Annotated in this window: 18 protein-coding genes; 4 read left to right on the top strand and 14 right to left on the bottom strand. The window is 73.3% G+C overall.

Annotation, left to right across the window (positions count from 1 at the left end):
- Window positions 1–2: 2 nt before the first annotated feature.
- The 8 genes from B0675_RS23720 to B0675_RS23680 form a co-directional block, all read right to left on the bottom strand.
- Complete coding sequence (locus B0675_RS23720; RefSeq protein WP_081220827.1) at window positions 3–746, bottom strand: GNAT family protein; 744 nt, start codon at window positions 744–746, stop codon at window positions 3–5.
- Between the two features lie 42 nt (window positions 747–788).
- Window positions 789–2192, bottom strand: coding sequence for an MFS transporter (locus tag B0675_RS23715; RefSeq protein ID WP_107482714.1), 1404 nt, complete (start codon window positions 2190–2192; stop codon window positions 789–791).
- Entirely contained in the window at window positions 2189–3253 is a 1065-nt protein-coding gene (locus B0675_RS23705; protein ID WP_081220825.1) for a class I SAM-dependent methyltransferase, read from the bottom strand. Before B0675_RS23705 ends, B0675_RS23715 begins: the two co-directional genes overlap by 4 nt.
- Before the next feature lie 119 nt (window positions 3254–3372).
- The gene (locus tag B0675_RS23700) at window positions 3373–4773 is read right to left on the bottom strand and encodes a hypothetical protein (RefSeq protein WP_081220824.1); all 1401 of its coding nucleotides are present in this window, start codon (window positions 4771–4773) and stop codon (window positions 3373–3375) included.
- Between the two features lie 6 nt (window positions 4774–4779).
- Window positions 4780–9294 (bottom strand): non-ribosomal peptide synthetase, encoded by a 4515-nt coding sequence (locus B0675_RS23695; protein WP_081220823.1) that lies wholly within the window; start codon window positions 9292–9294, stop codon window positions 4780–4782.
- Window positions 9291–9701, bottom strand: coding sequence for an acyl carrier protein (locus B0675_RS23690; RefSeq protein ID WP_081220822.1), 411 nt, complete (start codon window positions 9699–9701; stop codon window positions 9291–9293). Before B0675_RS23690 ends, B0675_RS23695 begins: the two co-directional genes overlap by 4 nt.
- 78 nt (window positions 9702–9779) lie before the next feature.
- The gene (locus B0675_RS23685) at window positions 9780–10628 is read right to left on the bottom strand and encodes a hypothetical protein (RefSeq protein ID WP_143661082.1); all 849 of its coding nucleotides are present in this window, start codon (window positions 10626–10628) and stop codon (window positions 9780–9782) included.
- A gap of 74 nt (window positions 10629–10702) precedes the next feature.
- Window positions 10703–12067 carry a hypothetical protein gene (locus tag B0675_RS23680; protein ID WP_081220820.1) on the bottom strand — a complete coding sequence of 455 codons (1365 nt, stop codon included), beginning with the start codon at window positions 12065–12067 and terminating at the stop codon, window positions 10703–10705.
- 743 nt (window positions 12068–12810) lie between these two features.
- On the opposite strand from B0675_RS23680, the gene B0675_RS41755 reads away from it, so the two are divergent.
- From B0675_RS41755 to B0675_RS23665, 3 genes are all read left to right on the top strand, one after another.
- Window positions 12811–13149: a VOC family protein gene (locus tag B0675_RS41755; protein ID WP_206602724.1), complete on the top strand. Its 339-nt coding sequence runs from the start codon at window positions 12811–12813 to the stop codon at window positions 13147–13149.
- Between the two features lie 438 nt (window positions 13150–13587).
- Window positions 13588–13917, top strand: a complete 330-nt coding sequence (locus B0675_RS23670; protein ID WP_081220819.1) for a putative quinol monooxygenase — start codon at window positions 13588–13590, stop codon at window positions 13915–13917.
- Window positions 13918–14047: 130 nt separating this feature from the next.
- Complete coding sequence (locus tag B0675_RS23665; RefSeq protein WP_081220818.1) at window positions 14048–14467, top strand: GNAT family N-acetyltransferase; 420 nt, start codon at window positions 14048–14050, stop codon at window positions 14465–14467.
- Between the two features lie 68 nt (window positions 14468–14535).
- On the opposite strand, the gene B0675_RS23660 is transcribed toward B0675_RS23665, so the two are convergent.
- The 3 genes from B0675_RS23660 to B0675_RS23650 form a co-directional block, all read right to left on the bottom strand.
- Window positions 14536–14919: a DUF2267 domain-containing protein gene (locus tag B0675_RS23660; RefSeq protein ID WP_081220817.1), complete on the bottom strand. Its 384-nt coding sequence runs from the start codon at window positions 14917–14919 to the stop codon at window positions 14536–14538.
- Between the two features lie 206 nt (window positions 14920–15125).
- Window positions 15126–15599, bottom strand: coding sequence for an ester cyclase (locus B0675_RS23655; protein WP_081220816.1), 474 nt, complete (start codon window positions 15597–15599; stop codon window positions 15126–15128).
- A 71-nt stretch (window positions 15600–15670) separates the two neighbouring features.
- Window positions 15671–16702, bottom strand: a complete 1032-nt coding sequence (locus B0675_RS23650) for a medium chain dehydrogenase/reductase family protein (protein ID WP_081221967.1) — start codon at window positions 16700–16702, stop codon at window positions 15671–15673.
- Window positions 16703–17093: 391 nt separating this feature from the next.
- On the opposite strand from B0675_RS23650, the gene B0675_RS23645 reads away from it, so the two are divergent.
- The gene (locus B0675_RS23645; protein WP_241539976.1) at window positions 17094–18464 is read left to right on the top strand and encodes a hypothetical protein; all 1371 of its coding nucleotides are present in this window, start codon (window positions 17094–17096) and stop codon (window positions 18462–18464) included.
- A gap of 37 nt (window positions 18465–18501) precedes the next feature.
- Here B0675_RS23645 and B0675_RS23640 read toward each other — a convergent pair whose 3' ends face one another.
- The 3 genes from B0675_RS23640 to B0675_RS23630 all read right to left on the bottom strand — a co-directional run bounded on the left by B0675_RS23640 (window position 18502) and on the right by B0675_RS23630 (window position 21934).
- Window positions 18502–18969, bottom strand: coding sequence for a DUF5990 family protein (locus B0675_RS23640; RefSeq protein ID WP_241539847.1), 468 nt, complete (start codon window positions 18967–18969; stop codon window positions 18502–18504).
- 199 nt (window positions 18970–19168) lie between these two features.
- Window positions 19169–20809, bottom strand: coding sequence for a phosphoglucomutase (alpha-D-glucose-1,6-bisphosphate-dependent) (gene pgm, locus B0675_RS23635; protein WP_081220814.1), 1641 nt, complete (start codon window positions 20807–20809; stop codon window positions 19169–19171).
- A 114-nt stretch (window positions 20810–20923) separates the two neighbouring features.
- A complete protein-coding gene (locus B0675_RS23630) occupies window positions 20924–21934 on the bottom strand; it encodes an MASE1 domain-containing protein (RefSeq protein ID WP_179165353.1) in 1011 nt (336 codons plus the stop codon).
- Window positions 21935–22037 lie beyond the last annotated feature (103 nt).

Here is a 22037-nt window from a genome sequence, read left to right as displayed (position 1 = left end):
CCTCAGACGTCGGCGTGGTCGGGTTCGGGCGCGTACCGGACGCCGGAGAGCGTGGCGGCCAGGGCGGGTGACAGGGATCCGGAGGGCGCCGGTACCGGCTGGGACGTGGACGCCGCACCGAACAGGTCGAGGGCCGGTTCGAGGCCGGCGATCTCGGCGGGGACGGTTCGGGCGGCGGCCCAGTCGGCGCGGGTGAGGCGGTAGCGGTCGCTGACGGCGCGTTCCCCGCGTACGGCGTTGACCTGTGTCCCGTCGTGGGTGAAGCCGAACTTGCGGCACACGGCCTGCGAGGCGCTGTTGCCCCTGCGCACCACGGAGAAGGCGTCCTGCGCGCCGAGGCCGGTGAACGCGAGTTCCAGGGAGGCGGCCCGTGCGTGTCCGCCGAGACCGAGGCCCTGGTGGCGCAGTCCGAGCCACGAGGTGAGGAGCACCTCCCCGGTCACCGCGAAGTCGCGGGCGCCCAGCGACTGGGAGCCGACGACCTCGCCCTCGTGCACCACGACGAGGTAGAGCGTCCAGTCGTCGGCGCTCCAGTCGGCCATCGCCCTCCAGTGCCGCTGGAGGACGCGGCGGGCGACGGTGGCCCGGTCCCCGTCCGTCCACTGGGAGAAGAAGGGCATGAAGCCGGGGGTGTGCACGCCCTCGGCGCCCAGGTCGGCGAGCGCGTCGAGGTCCTGCGGGGTGGGGTGGCGCAGTTCGACGAGCGGGGTACGCACGGTGATGCCGGTCAGCGGCCAGTTGTGCATGGCGGGTGCCTCCTCGGGGGCTGCGGCGGGACGGGGCGCCGGCTACGGGGCGGTGGTCACGGGGGCGGAGCCCTTGGGGGACGGCGCGGTGACCACGGCGTCGGCGGTCGGGGCGCCCTCGGGCGCGCCGGTCCGCGCGTCGAGGGGGTCGGGGTTCCCGTCCCGCGCGGCGGTGTCCGCGGGGTCGGGCAGGTCGGCGGCCGACGGCAGGACACCGCGGAACGCCGTTCCGACCAGGGCCACGGCGGCGCAGACCGCGATGAGCGAGACGACCAGGGGCAGACCGCCGGCGAGGGGCAGGGTGGCGCCCGCGAGCAGGGGGCCGGCCACGGATCCTGTGGACACGGCCACCGACAGCATGGCGTTGACGCGGCCCCGGGTGCGTTCCTCGGCGAGGTCGTTCAGCAGGCCGGTGATCACCGGGAAGACCAGCGCCTCACCGACCGACAGCAGCAGGACTCCGGCCATCGCGGTGACGGTGGCGGTGGCGCCGTGCTGGCGTCCGGCGACCAGGACGAGGGCCCAGGCCGCGGTCCACAGGGCGCCGGTGGTGGCGAGGACGGTGCTGCGCCGGACGCGCTGGATCCGCTCGCCGAGGAGGACCTGAGTGAGGACCGCGACCACGATGTTGACGGCGAAGGTGCCCGAGAGCCCTTCGGGCCCGACGGCGCCGCCGGCCGTGAGGTAGCCGGGCAGGCCGGACCTGAGCTGCCCGTACGACACGAGCGAACACAGGGTGAGGGTGGCGAGGAGGACGGCGATCGTCCGCTGTCCGAGGACCTCGCGGTAGCCCACGGGGCGCCGCGCGATGCCGGCTTCGGCGGGGGCGGCGGGGCCTGTCGCGCGGTCGAGTCGCGGGAGCAGCAGGAAGAACGCGGCACCGGCGGCCAGGAAGGTGCATCCGTCGGCGAGGTACAGGGCCGCGAACCTCGCCGCGTCGGAGCCGGGCCCCGACGCGGCGACCAGGCCGCCCACCAGGACGCCGAGCCCGGTCATCGCGTTGAACACCGCGTAGTCGGCGGAGAAGGCGAGGCCCCGTTCCCGGGCGGTGGCGGCACCCGCGTAGAGGAACCGCAGGACGGTGCCGACGCCGCTGATGCCCAGGCCGTACACGACGGCGGCGGTGAGTGCGGTGGGCGCCGAGGTGGCGAACGCGTACAGTCCGGTGCCCGCGCCCGCCACGCACATCACCAGGGTGACGACGGAGCGGGGTGCGAGCCGGTCGAGGACGGCGCCCCAGGCGAGGCCGCCGAAGACGGCGGTGCCGGCCTGGACGGCCAGGGTGGCGGCGGGGATCCAGGCGGCCAGACCGCGGATCTCGCCCAGGTAGATCCAGAGGAAGGGCAGCACGAGTCCGCCGCCGAAGGAGTTGACCGCGTTGACGGCCAGCACCGCGCGGGTCCGCGGGGTGAACTCCCGCACGACCGCGAGGGGGTTGACGCTCATCGGGCCTCCAGCACGTACAGCCACGAGTGCGGGGTGCCGAACGCGACGGTGCGGACCGGGTGCAGTCCGGCGCCGGCGAAGAGCTCCTCGTAGGTCTCCTTGGTGTGCAGGGGTACGCCCATCAGCGCGTGCGCGAGTTCGTAGCCGAGGGAGAACACCGGCAGGGTCGAGGAGCCCTCGGCGTCGGGGCGGAGCATGGTGTCGGCCAGGACGAAGGTGCGGGCGGCGGGGAACGCCTCGCGCAGCCGGGTGAACAGGTGCGGCCGGGTGTCGGGGTCGGCGAGCAGGTCGTGCAGCAGGAAGAAGCTCATCACCGTGTCCACCTCGGCGATGGCGTCGCGGTGGGCCTCGCGGTGACAGACGTCGAGCACGTCGGCCTGTACGGCCCGTACCCGGTCCTCCAGGCCCGCTTCGGCGATGGTGCGCCGGCCCAACTCGGTGGCGGGGCCGCTGATGTCGATTCCGAGTCCGCGGGTGCCCGGACGGCCGCCGACGATCCGGCTGACCCGGGCGGAGATGCCGCTGCCGAGGTCGGCGAGGGTGTGGAAGTCGATGCCGGCGAGGACGTCGTCGAGGGTGTTCGCCATGAACGAGCGGTCGTTCTGACCCGAGCCGAGGGCGACCATCGCCTCGTCGCGCAGCAGGTCGTCGCCGAACGTGGCCTGGCCGGTGGCCAGTCGGGAGGCACCCGCGAAGAGGTCGCTGTACCCGCCGACCGCCCAGGTGAAGTAGCCGCGCATCCGGACGGTGTCGCGTCCGGCGTCGGTGAGGACGGCCGTGTCGCCGTCGTCCTCCAGCCGCAGCCAGCCGCACACGGCGGCGGCTCGCAGCACCTCGCGGACGATCCGTTCACGGACGGCGGGGCCCGCCCCGCGGACGAACTCCGTTATGTCCAGGCGGGGGTTGTCCGCAAGTCGGTCCAGGACGCCGAGCCGGTCGAGGGTGTGCACCACGGTGGCGGCGACGTAGCCGTTGAACGCCTGGTCGACGCCGATCGGGGCCGGCGCCGCCCCGTACCAGTCGGCGGGGAGTTCGGTGGGCGGGGTGTGCAGGAGGGTCATCAGGACTCCGGGTCAGGAGGAGGGAGGAAGGAGGAAGGAGGAAGGGAGAAGGGAGAAGGGAGAAGGGGCGACGGAGGAAAGGGAGCGGGAGCGGACGGGGTGGCGAAGTCCGCGCGTGATCAAGCAGGTTCGGGCTCGGCGATCGGTGTGGCGGTGGTGGGGGCGGGAGCTTCGGCGCCGAGCAGTGCGCGGAGTTCGTCGAGCAGCAGCCGCGGGTCGGCGGTGGCGGAGAGCGGCTCGTAGAGCCCGAGGGACAGGGCCCAGTGGGCCGGACCGGCGCGGACGCAGCAGCGCAGGAGGGGCTCGTCGCGCAGGCGGAGCGGTTGACGGGCCGCGTCCCGTACTGCGGCCCGCAGTTGTTCGGGGCCGGCGTCCGGGTCGGTGGCGAGGTGCGTGGGCCGGACGGTCGCGGTGGGCAGGGTGCGGGCCCGCCAGCGCCCCGCGGGGTCGGAGAACACGGTGCGCAGGACGGGGTGGCGGTGCTGGATCTCGTCGAGGGCGGCGGCGATCTCGGCGGGCGCGGGCAGTGGTCCCGGCAGCACCGTCTCGACGGTCACGTTGTGGTCGCCGGAGGAGCCGTGGCGTACCAGGTCGTAGAAGAGCCAGCGCTGTTCGAAGGGGGTGAGGGCGCGGGTCGCGGGCCCGTCGGCAGGTTCCGCGCCGCCCGGTTCGCGGCGGCGGAAGGGGTGTCCGGGCAGCCGGATCCGTCTGCCGTCCCGTCCGAGGGTGGTGTCGACGTCGAAGCCGCGGCGCCACAGTTCCGCGAGCAGCCGGGCGTACGCGGTCCCGTCGGCCGTGTCGAGCCGGAGCGGGTCGGCGTGGCCGGTCCCGCCGGTCACCGACTCGCCCGTCGTGCACGGCGGGAGGGACCCGATGAGCACCACGGGTGCGGTCGGTTGCTCCGGGTGGGCGGGGGTGCCCATCGGGTTCTCCTGGACGCCGGGCGGAGGCGTCGCGTGCTCGGCGGCGGCTCGCAGCGCGGCGGACAGCGGGAGGTCACCGCGTGCCGCGGCGGCGGCCCAGGCGCCGGCACCGTGGCCGTGCACCGCGTGCGGGGTGACACCTCGGGCCAGCAGCCAGGCCACGGCGCCGTACTGAACGGCGGCGGCACGCGCCGCGGTGGCGTCCCCGCCGTCCCGGCAGGCGTCCTCGGCCCGGCGCAGCGCCTCGGCGGTCTCGGGCAGGCCGGGGACCGACGCGGGGGCCGGTGTTCCGTCGAGCACGAGGAGGGGTCCGGCACCGGGCTCGCGGACCGGAGGTGTGTTCGCGCCGTCCGACTCCCTCAGGAGGAGCGCGAGTTCGGCGGTGTCGCAGCCGATCACGGCGTCCCGGCAGGGGAAGCGTTCCCGGCCGGCGTGCAGGGTGCGGGCGATGTCGTCGGGAGCGGTGCCGGGCTCGCGCTCCAGTCGGTCGGCGAGCCTGTGCCGCAGGACGGCGAGGGCCTCGGGGTCACGTGCGGACAGGGCGAGGACGCGGGGCAGGTCCGCGAGGGTCGTGGGTCGGACCAGGGATTCGGCCACGGCGGGTCACACCCTTTCGAGCTGGGGGACGGGGACCGTGACGGGCGGGCCGGCACGGTGTTCCTGGACGACCACGTGGGCGTTGGTGCCGCCCACACCGAAGGAACTGACACCGGCCGTACGGGGGCGGCCCGTGTCCTCGGTCCATGGGCGCCCCTCGCCCAGCAGGGACAGGCGGGTTCCGGCGGCGGTCAGTTCCTCGATGGGCTCGCCCACGTTGGGTGTGGCGGGCAGGTGACCGTGGTGCACGGCGAGCACGGCCTTGATGAGTCCCGCGAGGCCGGCCGCGGTGTTGCAGTGCCCCACGGAGGCCTTGACCGAGCCCACCGCTACGCCGGGCCCCTCCGGGCCGAGCGCGTCGGCCAGGGCGGTCGCCTCGATGGCGTCGCCGAGGCGGGTGCCGGTGCCGTGCGCCTCGACGAAGCCGACATCGCGTCCGCTGACGCCGGCGTTCGTGAGGGCGTCGCGGATGACCCGGGACTGGCCCTCGACGCCGGGTGCCGAGTAACCGATCCTGGCCCGGCCGTCGTTGTTGACGGCGCTGCCCCGGATGACCGCGTACACGGGATCCCCGTCGCGTTCGGCGTCGGCGAGCCGGCGCAGCAGTACCGCTCCGGCGCCGAAGCCGCCCACGGTGCCCGACGCGCGCCGGTCGAAGGGCCGGCACACGCCGTCGTCGGCGTAGAGGAACCCGGGGCGGTAGCGGTAGCTGCCGTCCGAGGCCGGGTCCAGCGAGACCGCGCCCGCGAGGGCGTAGTCGCTGCTGCCGGTGAGCAGGCTGCGGCAGGCGAGGTGGACCGCGTAGAGGCCGGTGGAGCAGGCGGTGTCCAGCAGCAGGGCCTCGCCCCACAGGTCGTGCAGATAGGCGAAGCGGGAGGCGACGAAGGTGGGATCGGCGTTGACGACGTCGTCCACCCGGGCCTCGGGGTCGGTGTCGACGACCTTGGCGCAGCCGGCGTAGAGGCTGGTGCGGGAGGCGATGTCGGACAGGCGCAGGGAGGCGTCCTCGACGGCGGACCACAGGACCTCGTGGAGGACGCCCTGTTGGGGGTCGCCGTCGCGCAGGTCGTCGGGGCCGAAGCCGAGGAGGTCGGCGTCGTACCGGGCGCCTTCGGCGGCCATGCCCCAGCGCGCCACCCGCCGCTGCCCGTCGGGCAGGTGGGTGATCACCGGTCCTGGTCCCTCGCTGAAGCAGTCCCGCCCGCTGCGCAGGTTGTCCCAGAAGGACGGGAGGTCGGCGGCGCCGGCGAACCGGGCGGCCATGCCGACGACGGCGACGGCGTCGTCGTCGCCGGTCCTGCTCCGCACCGTGGTGGTGGCCGGACGTGGGGGTGCGTCCTGGCCGCCGAGCAGTCGGGTCTGCGACCGTACGGTGCCGTGCCGCAGCAGGTCGGCGATGGCGGGCTTGGTGCCGGTGGCCCGGCGCAGTGCCGCCTGGAGCCGGACCAGGAGCAGGGAATGTCCGCCGACGTCGAAGAAGTTGTCGTCGGGGCCGAAGGTGCGCTCGCCGAGGAGCTCGCTCCAGGCCGCGTGGACGGCCCGCTGGAGGTCGCTGCCGTCCACCGCCGTCCGGGTGGTGCGGGGTCCGCGGGCGGTGGGGTCCGGGTCCGGTGCGGGAGTGGCCGTGTCCTCGGGGCGGGGCAGCCGGCGACGGTCGATCTTGCCGTTGGGGGTCAGGGGCAGTTCGTCGAGGGCGACGAGATGGGTGGGGACGGCGAAGGCCGGGAGGCAGGCCCGCAGATGGCGCATGACCTCGGGGTGGGCGCCGGGCCGGCCGAGGACGGCGTATCCGACGATCTCCTTCTCGTCCCGCTCGTTGCGGCGGGCGGTCACGAAGGCGGCGGTGACGTCGTGGTGGGCGCGCAGTGCGGACTCCACCTCGCCCAGTTCGACGCGCTGGCTGCGGATCTTGATCTGGTTGTCGGCGCGTCCGATGAACTCCAGCTGTCCGTCCGCGGTCCGGCGCACCCGGTCGCCGGTGCGGTAGAGCCGGCGGCCCGGCTCGGTGCTGAACGGGTCGGCCCAGAACCGCTCGGCCGTACGGGCCGGGTCGCCGAGGTAGCCGAGCGCCACGCCGGTGCCGCCGAAGACGAGTTCGCCCGGCATGTACGGGGGTGCGGGGACGAGGGTGTCCTCGAAGACGACGTGGGCGACGGTGCCGGGGACGGGGCCGCCGATGGGCAGGGTGCGGGCGCGGTCCGGCACCTCCTCCACGGGACACCAGGTGGAGGTGAAGGAGTTCTCCGTGGGGCCGTAGCTGTGCAGGAGGGTGCCGGGCCGGGCCCAGCGCAGCGCCTTGCGCAGATGCGGTACGGAGACCAGTTCGCCGCCGAAGTAGACGCGGCGCAGGGTCTGGAGCAGGTCGGGGGCGTCCTCGATGAGGCGGTTGAGGAGCGGGGTGGTGACGAGGAGGGTGGTCACGCCGTGTTCGCGGACGGCGGTGCGCAGGGCGGTGGGGTCGAGAACGAGTTCCTTGTCCAGGACGACGAGCCGGGCGCCGTGGGTGAGGGCTCCCCAGATCTCGTAGGTGGCGCCGTCGAAGTTGAGCGGCGACAGGTGGGAGACGGTGTCGTCGGGGCCGAGCGGCAGGAAGTCGGGCCGGTGCATCATGCGGACGACGCCGCCGTGGTGGAGCAGGACGCCCTTGGGCCGGCCGGTGGAGCCGGAGGTGTACAGCACGTTGAGGACGCTGTCCGGGCGGCCTGTCACGGCGGGCGGGGTGGCAGGGCACGTCGCTGCGGCCCGGGCGATGCCCTGAGGGGTGTGCACGGCGAGCCCGGCCGGCGCGCGCTCGGTCTCGGAGGGCTCGGTGATCAGCAGCCGGGGGCGCGCGTCCGCCAGGACCAGGTGGAGCCGGGTGTCGGGGTGGTCGGGGTCGAGCGGCAGATAGGCCGCTCCGGCCATGGCGACGGCCAGCATCGCGGTCACGGTGTGCGGGCCGGGCCGCAGCAGCAGGGCGACCAGGTCGCCCTCCCGGACGCCCCCTTCGTGCCTCAGCCAGTGGGCGGCCCGGGCCGCCGACTCCACCAACGCTCCGTAGGTGAGGGTGACTTCGCCGTGCACGACGGCGACGGCGTCAGGGGCGCGCCGCGCCTCACGCAGGACGAGGTCGGGCACGCTCGACGCGGCGAGTGCCTCCGTGCCGGCCGGGTCTCCGGCACGGGAGGCATCGGGACCGTCCTCGGACGCGGGGCTCTCCTCGACCACGGCGGAGTCGGCCAGTCCCGCGAGCAGCTCACGGCACCGCGCGCCGGGGCGTTCGGCGGCCGCGAGCAGCGCGTCGAGCTGACGCACCATCAACTGAGCTGAGGCGGGGGCGTACAGAGCCGTGTCGTAGTCGATGCGCAGGACCAGGCGCTCGGGGTGTTCCAGGGCCGCCAGCGCGAGGTCGTACTTGGCCGAGGCGGTGTCCAGGTGCAGGACGCGGACGGTCGCGCCGGGCACCTGCCGGGGGGCGGTGTTGCGGGGCTGGTGCAGGAACACGGCCGTGTACGCGGGGGCGGTGGCGGGGGCCGGTGCTCCGCCCGCGGCGAGGGCGTCCATGGAGTCGAGGATCTGGTCGCCCAGGCGCCCGGCGTGCTCGCCGAACTCCTCGTCGGGCACCATCCGGCTCCGGACGGGCAGGACTCTGGTGAACAGGCCGACGGTGTCCACGGCGTCCGGCTCGTCCCGGCCGGCGAACGGCATGCCCAGAACTCCGTCCCGCTCACCGGACCAGGCGTGCAGCAGCAGCGTCCAGGCGGTCAGCAGGACGGTCGCGGGGGTGACGCCGAACCGGACCGCCATCCGCCGTACGGAGTCGAGGCGTTCGGCGGACAGGGTGCGCTCGGCCCATCCGGGCGCGCCCCGCAGTCGGTCCTCGGCCCGGACGAGGTCGGGCAGTGGCCCGAGCGTGACGGGCTCGTCGTCGAGCAGCTCCTCCCAGTACGTGCCCGGGGCCCGGCCCGGCGAGTCGGCGCCGGGGTGCGCAGCAGCGGTGGGATCTCCGGAGCCGGAGTGGGAGCCGGTCGGGCCGGCGGGGGCGAGGGGAGGCGCTCCGGCGACGCGGGCCCGGTAGGCGGTGGGCACGTCGGCCGCGACGAGGTCCACCGTGTGTCCGTCGGCGACGATGTGATGGATCGTCAACACCACGAGGGCGCCGTCGTCGTGGAGCAGCACCTCGGCGCGCAGCAGGGGTGCGCTGCCGGGGTCGAGGGGGCGTTCGGCGGTCCGTACGGCCTCTCGGTGCGCCTCGTCGGAGCGGCAGGACCCGGTCCGGCGGGAGACGCCGAACGGGACCGGTGCTCCGGGCTCGGGACGGAAGCGGAGCTCGCCGTCCTCGTCGTCGAACCGGCCGGCCAGCTCCGTGCGGCGGGCGAGCAGGTCATCGAGGGCGAGGCGCAGCGCCGGAACGTCCAGGTCGCCGAGGAACTCCAGTGCCACCGGCACGTTGTAGCGGCCGGACTCCGGTTCGCAGCGGTCGGCGAGCCAGATCTCCGTCTGGGCGGCCGAGGCGGGCCGCCCGATGGCGTGGCCGGTCACGGGCGCTCCTCCCCCGCCACCGCGGCGGACACCGCGCCGGCGGCCGGGACCGCCGGCGACGGCGGCGGATCCGCTGTCACGTCCGCCGGCACGGCTGTGCCCGCGGTGAGGCCGGTTCCGGTGTCCGCGGTGCGCGGGAGCGGTCCGGAGGGGCCCGCGGCGAGTTCCTCGGTGAGGGCTCGCACGGTGGGGTTGCGGAACAGCACCCGTACGGAGATCCGGCGGTCGAGCACGGTGCCGAGTTCCCTGACCACCTGAAGGGCGCCCAGCGAGTGGCCGCCCACCTGGAAGAAGTGGTCGTCGTCGGTGAATTCGTCGTGCCCGAGCGCCTCGGTCCAGGCGCGGCGCACCAGCACCGCGGTCCGTGTGGGGTCAGCGGTGCCGCGTGTCGCGGATTCGGTCGCCATGGCGGCAGTCGTGTCCTTCCGTCGTTCGTCCTGGCAGTGGTCGGCCGTGCCCGCGTGTGCGGCGGTGCCGGGCCGCGCTCAGGCGGGTGTCTGCTCGTCGGGCACGAACGCCCGGTAGGTGTCGTCCACGGAGTCCCACAGCCGGGGGAACAGACTGCGTTCGGCCATGGCGCGTACGCCCGAGGTGGACTGGCCGCGCAGACTCTTGGGCAGACCGTCGCGGGTGTCCTCCGCCGCGGTCGTTCCGGCCTCGGGGTGACCGCCGAGCTGGGACCACACCAGTCGCAGGTGGTGGTGTTTCCAGGCGGCGACGGCTCCGTCGAGCCGCAGGAGTGCCTGACGGACGAGGGCGAGGTCGGGTGCCCTGTCCTCGCGGTCCGGGACGGCGGCGCGGCCCTGGGCGACGACGAGTTGTCTGAGGCCGAGGCCTTCGCGCGTCACGGCGGCCTCGGTCTCCTGCCACAGCGCGGTGGCCGCGCGGCGCAGGTTGCGGGCGCCGGGCGAGTCGAGCCCGGTGGTGTTCTCCGGGAACGTCTCGCGCATCGTCAGCAGGCTCTCCTGCGGCAGGAATTCCAGCAGGACACGGACGGCCTGGACCGCGACCTCCCCCAACGCGCACGCTCTCTCCAGGAGTTGTGCGGCGAGGAGGTAGTCGCGGTCGCGCAGCAGGCCGGCCGCGCGGCGCATCTCGAAGTGCATGTCGCACCAGGCGTACTCGGTGATCAGGTGCACGGTCTGGAACAGCCGTTGATCCGGGTGGACGAGCGTGTCCTCGGGCAGCAGGGCCGACAGGGCGGTGGTGAGCCGGGTGTCCTGTTCGTAGTTGCTGCCCCGGTCGTACTCGTAGACGAAGAGCCGGTTGCTCTCGTCGGGGTTCATCACCCGGCGGGCCGTTCCGGGCCGCCCGGTCTGGGCTCGCTTGCTCATCGTGGTGGACGCCTCCGGGCGCGGGGTCGGTGCGTGGGCGGGCGGGGAGCGGGCTGGGGGCGGGTCGTCGACGGTCAGCCGACGAGGGCGCCCTGACGGTCGGGGGCGGGGAACAGCCGGTTCTCCAGGACCGCGGCGAGGTAGGGGACGCCCTGGGTGTAGCCGGTGCCTGAGCGTTCGCCGATCATGCGGACCGCCAGGCGGTAGTGGGTCTGCTTCCACCGCTGGTGGACGCCTTCGAGCCGGTCGGCGGCGGCCTGGAGAACTGCGGCCTCCTCGGCGGGCAGCCGTCGCTCGGCGATCAGGTCGCGCCAGGTCCCCTGGACGGTGGGCCGGCCGTTCACGATCCGTTCGCGGACGGCGGGCACGGAGGTGTAGGCGGCGGAGGCGAGCCGGGCGAGGCCGGGGGTCGAGCACAGGGACTCGAAGGTCTTGTAGCCGGCGGACTGGATGGCGCTCGCGCCCTCGGTGAAGTCCCGGAAGACCCGGAAGGCCTCGGGCCGCATGGTAGCCAGCAGGGAGAACAGGGGCAGCGACTCCTTGAGGACGGCGGCCACCGCGTCGACGAGGTCGGCCGCTTCCCCCGGCCGGTTCTCGTCGAGCCGCCGCACCGCCGCGTCGAGGGCCGCCGCCATGAAGGTGAACGTGGTCTCGAACGACTGGAGGGTCCGCAGGAACAGGTACTCGTCGTGCAGCACGTACACCGGCTGGACGCTCGCCGACAGCAGCAGGGACTGGGCCGGGGAGGCCGCTCGCAGCACGTCGGCGGCGAGTCGCCCGCCGGGCGTGCGCCCCGGGACGGCGGCCGCGGCGGCCGCGTCCACGATCCCCTCGGGCAGCGCGCGCAGCGCGGCCGGTTCCATCACGCGCACGGCCAACCGGACGCGCTTCGCGACCAGTCGGGACTCGGGCGGCATGCCGTGCGGGTCGTCGGGAGTGCCGGTCAGCGCCCGCTGTTCGAAGCGGACCAGGTCGGCGAGGAGGAGCAGCAGGACCTCGTCGCGTGCCCTGCGGGCCGCGCGCCAGTCGGTCGTGGCGGGCCGGGTCAGCAGGGAGAGAGCGGTGTAGCTGGGGTAGTCGTAACGGCCGTCGTACTTGTCCAGGACGACGTCGAGGAACCCCCGCAGGAACGCCGTTCCGTCCTGCGGGCGGATGCCGTCCCGTGTCTCCCCGCCGTCCTGCCGGCCGCTGCCGGGCGCGGACTCGGGGTGGCCGGGCAGCGCCGCGCGGATCTCGTCGAGCCGGGTGAGCAGGTCGTCGGTCAGGAAGTGCTTGCCCACGGATCGCAGGTGCGTGAGGAGCGTGTCGTAGGGGAACGCGGCCGGTTCGGCGGCCTCCGCCCAGGTCCCGAGGCGGTTGAGGACGGTGGCGACGCCGGGAGACGCAACAGGGGACGCGGCCGGGGCGAGGGCCGCCGGGGCGGATTCGACGGAACTCATCGGGAAATCCACAACGCTGATATCGAGGGTGCGTTCATCACTCGGTGCCGGGGAATTCGGTCGGACATGGAAGGAAGTCCTCATCTCGGTGACGACAGACGATCGGGTCTGCGTGACGACTGACGATCGGGCGTCCACGAGGAATTCACCTGGCCCTGGAACCGACCGCAATCACTTTCCGAGAGAGATCCTGCGCCGTATGCCGAGAACTCCCAAGTCACCGGTATCCGGTCACGTCCGCCCGGTCACGGCACCCCGTTCCCGCCTGCGAGGTCCCGGGATTCCGTGACACGACAAGGCACCGGATCCGTGCGCCGGCGAGGCGAATTCCCTTCGACTCGCGGTGCCCTTCCCGGGTTTGTTCTCGCGTGCCGGAAGACACCGCCCCAACCCCTCTGGAACGATGGGGCCATGGACAGGATCAGCAACAGCGAGATTCTCGCGGTGATCGCCGCCGAATTGCCCGACTGGCGCAAACTGGCCCAGCCGCTCACCGCCCGCTATCGCACGGGGGACGCCGTTTCGGGAGCCGCTTTCGTCGCTGCGGTCACGCAGGCCTCGGTCGCCGCCGGACACGGCGTACCGGAGATCAGGCTGACTCCCGGGGTGGTCGACATCGGCCTCTACGGCGTGGACGCGGCGGGAGCCCGGTGGGTCACGCCCAAGGATCTCGAACTCGCCCGTGTCATCACCGGACTTGCCCGCGAGCACGGGCTGGGGGCGGCCCCGGACGAGGTGACCCGGTGGAGATCGCCCTCGACACCGCGGACGACACGGTCGCCGGCCCCTTCTGGGCCGCACTGCTCACCGGGGACGCGGGCAACACGGTGCACGACTCCGCCTTCGACCCGACGAACCGCGTCCCCTCCGTCTGGTTCCAGCGGACCGACCCGCACGAAACACCGCGGCAGCGCTGGCACATGGACCTGTGGCTGGCTCCCGAATCGGCGCGGTCCCGCATCCGGGCCGCCGTCGCCGCCGGGGGCACCGTGGTCGACGACTCCGGCTCCCCGTCGTACACCGTGCTGGCCGACCCGGAGGGAAACAGGGTGTGTGTCTGCACGGCGGTCGGCCGCGACTGACCGCAAGGCCTCGTGAAGCCAAGACGCCAAGGCGTCATGGCCTCACGGCCTCATGGCCTCGCGATCCGGTGATCTCGTGAGTCCGCGGGCTCCGCGCGATGAACACCCGCCGTGCGCACAGCCGTTGGCCGGAGGATGTGTGCTTCAGCAGAGCCTGCCGAACCCGCTCGCGCCGGACGGCCGTCGCTCCAGCCGGCGGGCGGGCGCGAGGCCGCTCCGCTCGACGCGGAGGGTGCCGTGGACGGACGGAGGCGGGAGCGGTGGACGTGCATGTGCGCAGCGCGACCTTCGTCCGGTCGCCCGCGCACCTGGTGAGGCCGCGGCCGGGCCGCGGGTCGCGGGCCCGCACGGACGTTCCACCGGTCGGCCCAGGGACCTGTGGCACTCCCGCCCCGTCGGGGGAACAGAATGGCTCATCACCGAACGAAGGAGTGCCCGATGATCTTTATCACCGCCCGGTTCAGCGTCCGCCCGGAGTACGCCGACCGCTGGCCGGAGATCACCGCCGACTTCACCGCCGCCACCCGCGCCGAACCCGGCTGCCTGTCCTTCGACTGGTCCCGCAGCGTGGAGGACCCGACGGAGTACGTCCTGGTCGAGGCCTTCCGCGATGACGACGCCGGGGCGGCGCATGTCCGGTCGGCCCACTTCAAGGCGGCCCAGCAGACGCTCCCGCCCCATCTGTCGGCGACGCCGCGCATCGTGAACATGAAGCTTCCCCAGGACGACTGGTCGCCCCTCGGGGAGATGGCCGTCGAGGGCGACTAGGGACGTGTCGGCCAGGTCCGGGGACCCGAAGCCGCCCGGTCCGTCGCGGAGTCCGGGGGCCGGGAGACGGCCCCCGCTCCGCCGCCGGAGGGCTTTGCCTTCCGCCTCCGCCCCACGTACCGTGTAGCAGATGAAAAGCGACAGTGACCCTTACATGCTGGCTGCCGGGACACCCTCCGTGGAGACCTACCGCAGGCTGCGCACCGCGTCCGGTCTGAGCGGCAAGCCCGTGGAGGCGGCGCTGGCGGGGCTGCCGAACACCTGGCACGCCGTGTCCGTCCTCCACGACGGCGAGCCGGTCGGCATGGGGCGGGTCATCGGCGACGGCGGCTGCTTCTTCCAGGTCGTCGACATCTGCGTCCTGCCCGATCACCAGGGGCGCGGGCTGGGCAAGCGGATCATGAAGGCGCTCGTCGACGAGTTGGAGCGGCGCACCCCCGACGGCGCGTACGTGTCCCTGATCGCCGACGGCGACGCCCGGTTCCTGTACGAGAAGTTCGGGTTCACGCCCACGGCACCCGCGTCCATCGGGATGCACCGGACCGTCTGAGAACGACCGTCGTCCCCACCCGCGGACACCCCACCGCTCCCGCCCTGGACCGGACGGGCCGCCGACGATCAGCCGGCGAAGTCCTCGACGGGCTGGGAAAAGTCCGACCCGAGCTGCGACATCAGGTTCCCGAACTCCTTCTCGCTGATCGCGTCGCGCAGCGTCACGAGGACCGCGCGGACACCGCTGTCGGCCTCGCTCTTCTTGAGCATGTTGCGCTCGGCGACCCGTCGCACGGTCTCGGCGTAGCTGAAGGCCTCGATGGCCGAGGTGGCTCCACGGCGGACGGACTCCGCCAGACCTTCGGGCAGTTCCCGCTCCAGGGCCCGGTCCTCACCCCCGCTCAGCCGGTGGGCGAGCGTCTCCAGCGTGGCGCGCGTCAGATCGGCCGACTCCTGCCGTGACAGTCCTGTGCGCTCCGACACCGCTTGGACGAATTCCCTCTCCTCCACGCGCTGTCTCCTTCTTCCGCGCCGGTGGTCCGGCGGCTCGGCGTCTGGCGGGTGGTGTCCCGGAGCCCTGACGGTCTCGCGGGCCCACGGCCCTGGATCCACCCTGACACGCGACCGCCGGGCCCGCGCGGGCAAGCCGGCCGCCTCGCCCCGCGCCGGTGACCGCGCCGCCGCACTCGGGCGCGCACACCGTCGGCCGCGCAGGCTCACCGGACCCCGAGCTGGGCGAAGAGATGCAGCATGTCGGAGTTCACCCAGTACTCGGCGTACCTGCCGTCGCGGGTACGCAGGGTGTCCGTACCGGTGAAGGCGACCGCTGTCCCCGGGGCCGCCTCGGCGCCCGGGAAACCACCCGCGTAGGTGCCGCCGGCGGTCCAGCGGACGGAGGTGAAGGCACCGTCCACCAGGGGTTCGGCCTCGATCGCGAAGCGCAGGTCGGGGAATGCCGCCCGGGTCTGCCCGATCCAGGCCGCGAGGCCCTCGGCACCTCGGACGGCGCTGCCGTCACCGCCGTCGAGCAGGGCCGCGTGGAGACGGAAGTCGGGCGTGACGGCCTCCGGCGCCAGGGCGAGATCGCCGTTCCACAGGCGCAGCCACACGTCGAGCAGGGCGTGGGCATCGGTGCGGCTCGAAGCGGCTTCCGGGGCAGGGGGGTTGCTCACGGCGGGTCCATCGGTCATGGCGGGTCCTCGCGTTTCTCCGGTCGGGGGTGCGGTGACGGATCCGGGGCTCGGGCGTGCGAGGCCGGGGTCTACGGGTTGAGGACGACCTTCCCGGCGACGGTGCCGGACTCGGCGAGCCGCAGGGCCTCGGCCGCGCTGGCCAGGGGCAGTTGGGCGGCGATCTGCGCGGTGACCTCACCGCGCCGGAGAGCGGTGAAGACCTGTGTGAGATCGGCGCGCAGCCGGGCCCGGAACGCGTTCCTGGCCAGGGCGCGGCCACCCCAGACGTTGAAGAAGTAGGCGTGCCGGCCGTTCGGCAGGGCGTTCCACAGCCAGACCCGGCCGAGCAGCTTGAGCACGGGCCACTGCTTGGATCCGGTGTCGTCGCGGGTGGAGGCGCTGCCGTAGGAGACGAGCGTGCCACCGGGCGCGAGGAGGTGCCAGGAGTCGACGGCGCTGCGGCCTCCGACGTGGTCGAAGACGGCGTCGACGCCTTCGGGGGCGATCTCCCGGACGCGGGCCGGAACGTCGTCGGTCCGGTAGTCGACGGGAGTGACGCCCTGCTTCCTGAGGGCGTCGTGGTGGCGGGCCGACGCCGTGCCGATCACCTTCACGCCCGCCGCGTGCGCCAGTTGGACGAGCACGGAGCCGACACCGCCGTTGGCGCCGTGCACCAGGATGGTCTGCCCGGCGCGGACATGGGCCTTGCGGTGCAGCATCTGCCAGGCGGTGATGCCGTTGACCACCACCGTCTCCGCTTCCGCCGCCCCGATCCCGTCGGGCACGGGCACGACGTCGGCCGCCTCGACGCGCACGTGGGTGGCCCATCCGCCGACCTTGAGCAGGGCGGCCACGCGGGTGCCGGCGAGGGCCGGGTCGACGCCGGCGCCCGTGGAGAGGACGGTGCCGACCAGGTCGTAGCCGGGCACGAAGGGGAAGGGCGGCTGGTCGTAGTACCGCCCGCGCCGCATCTGCTGCTCGGCGAAGGACACGCCGGTCGCCTCCATCCGGATCACGACCTCGCCGGACCCGGCGACGGGGACGGCCCCGTGCCGGATCTCCAGGCCCTCCGGCTCCACCTTGCCCGGCAGGACGACCTCGACGAGCGTTTCGGCGTTCATGACGACCTCCACTGCGTTCCACGTTGGTTACTGACCTTCGCTTTAGTTAGAGGCTATAACTCAATTGCGTGACGGTCAAGAGGTTTCGTGACAGGGTCTAACGAACGCGCAACCTGTTCCGGGATCGGGTGATCCCGCGCCCGCGTCTGCCGGACCCACCCGGTGGCGGATGTCCGGCGGCCCGCCCGGGCCGAACACTATGAACACAACGATCACGGCCATGGATCTCCCCGGGCGGGCTTCCTAGCATCACGCCCGACGGCGCGACGACGCGCCGACGAGGACAAGGAGCCGCGCCGTGAACAGGTCCAGCACGCCCGTACGCCTCCCCCGCAGGTCCCGGTCACGCGGGCCCCGCCGCGCGACCGCGGCCGCCCTGGTCGCCGGTGCGATCGCCGGGACGCTCACCCTCGCACCGCCGGCCGGCGCCGTCACCGCGCCGCCCGCCGCGGTCGACTGTCCGGCCGACCTCGCAGGAAAGGCGACGTGTTACACCGGCCGGGACGGCAACGGCGCCTACTATGCGATGGCCGTCCCCACCGCCTGGAACGGCTCGCTCGTGATGCACGCCCACGGCGGCCCGGACCTCGGCCCGGAGTCCGACCCCACCCGCAGCGTCGGTGACCTCGACCGGTGGTCCGTGATGGTCGACCAGGGATACGCCTGGGCGGGATCCTCGTACCGCCGCGGCGGCTACGGGACGCGCATGGCCGCCGCCGACACCGAGAACCTGCGACGCCTGTTCGCCGGAACGTTCGGCACCCCGAAGCGGACGTACGTGCACGGCCAGTCCTGGGGCGGGAACGTCGCCGCCAAGGTCGTCGAGACCTACGGCGGCAGACGCGGCCCGTACGACGGCGCGCTGCTCACCAGCGGTGTCCTCGGCGGCGGCTCGCGCGGCTACGACTACCGCGTGGACCTGCGTGTCGTCTATCAGTACTACTGCCGGAACCACCCGAGGCCCACGGAGCCGCAGTACCCGCTGTGGCAGGGGTTGCGCGCCGACTCGACGATGACCTCCGCGGGACTGCGCGCCCGGTTGCAGGAATGCACCGGATTCTCCTCCCCGCCCGAGGACCGCACGGCGCTCCAGCAGCGCAACCTCGACGACATCCTGGCCGTCACGCATCTCCCCGAGCGGACCCTCGAATCACACCTTCGGTTCGCCACCTTCACGTTCCGGGACATCGTCCGCGACCGGCTCGGCGGACGGAACCCCTTCAGCAACCAGGGGGTGCGGTACGCCGGTTCGCACGACGACAAGGCGCTCAACGCCGCCGTCGAACGGTTCACCGCCGACCCCGCCGCCCGACGCGACCTCTCCTACGACAGCGACCTGACCGGCAAGGTCTCCCTGCCCGTGCTGACCCTGCACGCGATCGACGACCCGACGGCGTTCGTCGAGCACGAGGCCGCCTACCGGGCCACGCTCCAAGGCGCCCACCGTGCCGCCCACTTGGTGCAGACGTTCACCCGCGAGACCGAGCACAGCGAACTCAGTGACGCCGAGTACGCCAACTCCCTTGCCGCTCTGGACTCCTGGGTCCGCACCGGGCGGAAGCCCTCCGCGCGGTCGATCAGTTCGAGCTGCGCCGCGTTCGACCGTGTCTACGGCACCGGCTGCTTCTACTCCCCGGACTTCCGCCCGGCCCCGTACGCGTCACGCGTCAGGCCCCGTCCCGGTGGGCTGGCCTGGCCCGCGATGACCGCCGCCCAGGAGCGGAGCTGGAGCCGGATCGACGGGATCGGGATCGCACCCTGAGCCCGGTCCGCGCCGAGGGCGCCAGGGGGCGGACCGGCTACGCGGCCGGTTCCGCGGTCCAGGTGATCTGCGGCGGCACCACCCGGGCACAGCGCGGATGGCCGGACTCGTCGGTCAGGCCGAGCCGGGCGACGAGCAGTCCTTCGCGCGCGGCGGCGGCGAGGACGTCGGCGGGAACCGCGTCGAGCATCAGCTTGGCGCGGCGGAACATGCTGAAGACGCCCGCCTCGTCGACGGTGCCCCAGGACAGGTAGATGAACCGGTGACCCAGCCGGTCCTGCACGTACGGGCCCTTCACGTGGATGCCGGTCTCCGACGGTTCCGCCGTGCAGTCGAGGGACCAGGTCGCGGTGGCGCCGTCACCCGGCTGGGGGTCGAGCAGTTCGGCCGGGCGATCGCGGCGCTGGACGGCCACGTGGATGTTGTCGTACGCCGAGACGGTGCGGCCCTCGGGGGCCGGGCACGTGCGGCCGGGCAGCTCGACGGCGTCGATACGGATGCGCATGCGAGCCATCATGCCGCCCACGGGCCCGCGGCCCGCCGCGCGGTGGCCGCGGCCACCGCGCGGCGGGCCAGAGGGACGCCCCCGACACAGCCTGTGGCCCTCCGGTCCGGGCCCGCCCCACCGGAACGGAGCCAGGGGCGTCGCACCGTCTCTCACGGCGCGACGCCCCCGGCTCCCGCGTACCGGCGGGCTCCGTCGCTCAGCCGGACAGGGCCGCCGACACCACGGCCTTCGCCTCGTCCTGCACCTGACGGAGGTGGTCGGTTCCCCGGAAGGACTCCGCGTAGATCTTGTACACGTCCTCGGTCCCGGACGGACGGGCCGCGAACCAGGCGTTCTCCGTGGTCACCTTGATGCCGCCGATCGGAGCGCCGTTGCCCGGCGCCTCGGTGAGGACCGCCGTGACGGCTTCGCCGGCGAGGGTGTCCGCGGTGATCTGCGCCGGGGACAGCTTGGCGAGCAGCGCCTTCTCCTCGCGGGTCGCGGGGGCGTCGATCCGCTCGTAGGCGGGCTCGCCGAACCGGCCGGTCAGCTCGGCGTAGTGCTCCGAGGGCGTCCTGCCCGTCACGCCGGTGATCTCGGAGGCCAGCAGCGCCAGGATGATCCCGTCCTTGTCGGTGGTCCACACCGAGCCGTCGCGGCGCAGGAAGGACGCCCCGGCCGACTCCTCGCCGCCGAACCCGATGGAGCCGTCGACCAGCCCGTCCACGAACCACTTGAACCCGACGGGCACCTCGATCAGCTCGCGGCCGAGATCGGCGGCGACCCGGTCGATCATGCTGGAGGACACGAGCGTCTTGCCGATCCCCGTGCCGGCCGGCCACCGGTCCCGGTGGGAGTACAGGTAGCCGATGGCGGTGGCGAGATAGTGGTTGGGGTTCATGAGCCCGCCGTCCGGCGTCACGATGCCGTGGCGGTCGGCGTCGGCGTCGTTGCCCGTGGCGATCTGGTAGCGGTCGCGCTGCGCGATGAGCGAGGCCATGGCGTACGGCGACGAGCAGTCCATGCGGATCTTGCCGTCCCAGTCCAGCGTCATGAAGCGCCAGGTCGGGTCCGTGGTCGGGTTGACCACGGTCAGGTCGAGCCGGTGCTGCTCGGCGATGCGGCCCCAGTAGGCGACCGAGGCCCCGCCGAGCGGGTCGGCGCCGATCCGGACACCGGCGTCGCGGATCGCGTCCAGGTCCACCACGTTCGGCAGGTCGGCCACGTAGGCGCCGAGGAAGTCGTAGCGTCCGGTGCCGGGCGCGGTCAGCGCCTGCGTGTAGCTGACGCGGCGTACGTCCTTCAGGCCGTCCCTGATGAGTTCGTTGGCGCGGTCCTGGATCCAGGAGGTCGCCTCGGAGCCCGCGGGGCCGCCGTTCGGCGGGTTGTACTTGAAGCCGCCGTCGCCCGGCGGGTTGTGGGACGGCGTGACCACGACGCCGTCGGCGAGGCCGGTGGTGCGGCCCCGGTTGTGGGTGAGGATGGCGTGCGACACCGCCGGAGTGGGGGTGTAGCCGTCCTCGCTGTCGAGGAGGACCGTCACGCCGTGCGCCCCGAACACCTCCAGGGCGGTGACCTTCGCGGGCTCCGAGAGCGCGTGGCTGTCGATGCCCAGGAAGAGCGGGCCGTCCGTGCCCTGGCCGTCGCGGTACTCGCAGATGGCCTGGCTCGTCGCGGCGATGTGGTCCTCGTTGAACGCGGTCGCCAGGGACGATCCGCGGTGTCCGGACGTGCCGAACGCGACGCGCTGGCCGGGGTCGGCCGGGTCGGGGTGGAGCGCGTAGTACGCGGTGACCAACCGGGCTACGTCGACGAGGTCCTCGGGGCCGGCCGGCTTGCCCGCGCGCTCGTGCTGCATGTGCCCGCACCTCCACATCGGTGTTTCTTCGCTTGTGGTCTCATCTTTCCCCACCGGAGTCGACCGCGGCACGGTGCCCTCACGGTCCGGATCGTGGGAGGGGCCCGTCCGCGGTCATTTCAGGCGGTCGTCGTCCTCGTCCGGGGGCGGCGGCCGGGGTGGCGGGTTCCCGGCGGTCAGGTGCTCCAGCACCTGGACCAGTTCCTGACAGGCCCGTTCCACGGAGCGCCTCGTGTTGCGCTGTTCGGTGATCACCGCGGACAGCAGCAGGGCCGTCAGCGCCATGGACCCGTTGAACGCCTGCAGTTTGATCATGACCGAGGTGTTGCTGAGGTCCACGAAGGGACCGGCGTGGTCCGTGGCGGCGATGGTGGCCAGGACCGACGCGAAGAGGGCGCACACCATGCTGCCCGCCAGCTCGAAGCGCAGCGCCGCCCAGATCAGCAGGGGGTACACGAGGTAGAGCAGGCTGAGACTGCTGCGGGTGGCGTACGGCACGATGACGCAGACCGCGGCCACCAGGAGCACGGCCTCCTTCCACCGCGACAGGTTCAGCGGCCTGTGGAGCGAGTAGGCCATGAGCAGGACCGGGGTGATGATCAGGACGCCCATCGCGTCACCCACCCACCAGGCCAGCCAGACGGGCCAGAAGTCGCCCCAGGCGAGCTTGCCCGTGGCGATGAGGATGCCGACGCCCGACATCGCGCTGATCGTCATGCTGCCGAGGGCGGCGAGGAAGACCAGCGCCAACCCGTCGCGCAACCGGCTCAGATCGTTCCGGAAGCGCACCTTGCGCAGCAGGAGGTAGGCGCACACGGGGGCGATCGTGTTGCCGGCGACGATACCGATCACGGACGGCGTGATGGACGAGAAGGAGGAGAGGGACAGGACGACCAGGAGGGCGCCGAGGGCGATGCCGAGCCAGGACCTGATCCCGAGGATCAGCAGGACCGCGACGGCCACTCCGGTGGGCGGCCAGATGGGGGTGAACACCGCTCCGTCGACGGAGAGCCGCCGCACGAGTCCGAGCCGTCCCGCTCCGTAGTAGCAGGCGGCGATCGCCAGCGTCTGGAGCGCCAGGACAGCCGGCCTGCGCAGCTCGTGTGTACCCACCACACGAGCCATCAGACACCTACCCCGCCCGCTCGGCGAGGCGAGCGGGCGTTCGGAGTCGGGGGCGTCTGCCGATCGGACCGCGTGAGCGAACGGTGCGTGCCGGACCGGGGCG

It is taken from the genome of Streptomyces sp. M41(2017), from assembly GCF_002078175.1.
In the GTDB taxonomy this organism is placed as follows: domain Bacteria; phylum Actinomycetota; class Actinomycetes; order Streptomycetales; family Streptomycetaceae; genus Streptomyces.
This window is presented reverse-complemented; position numbering and strand designations above follow the sequence as displayed.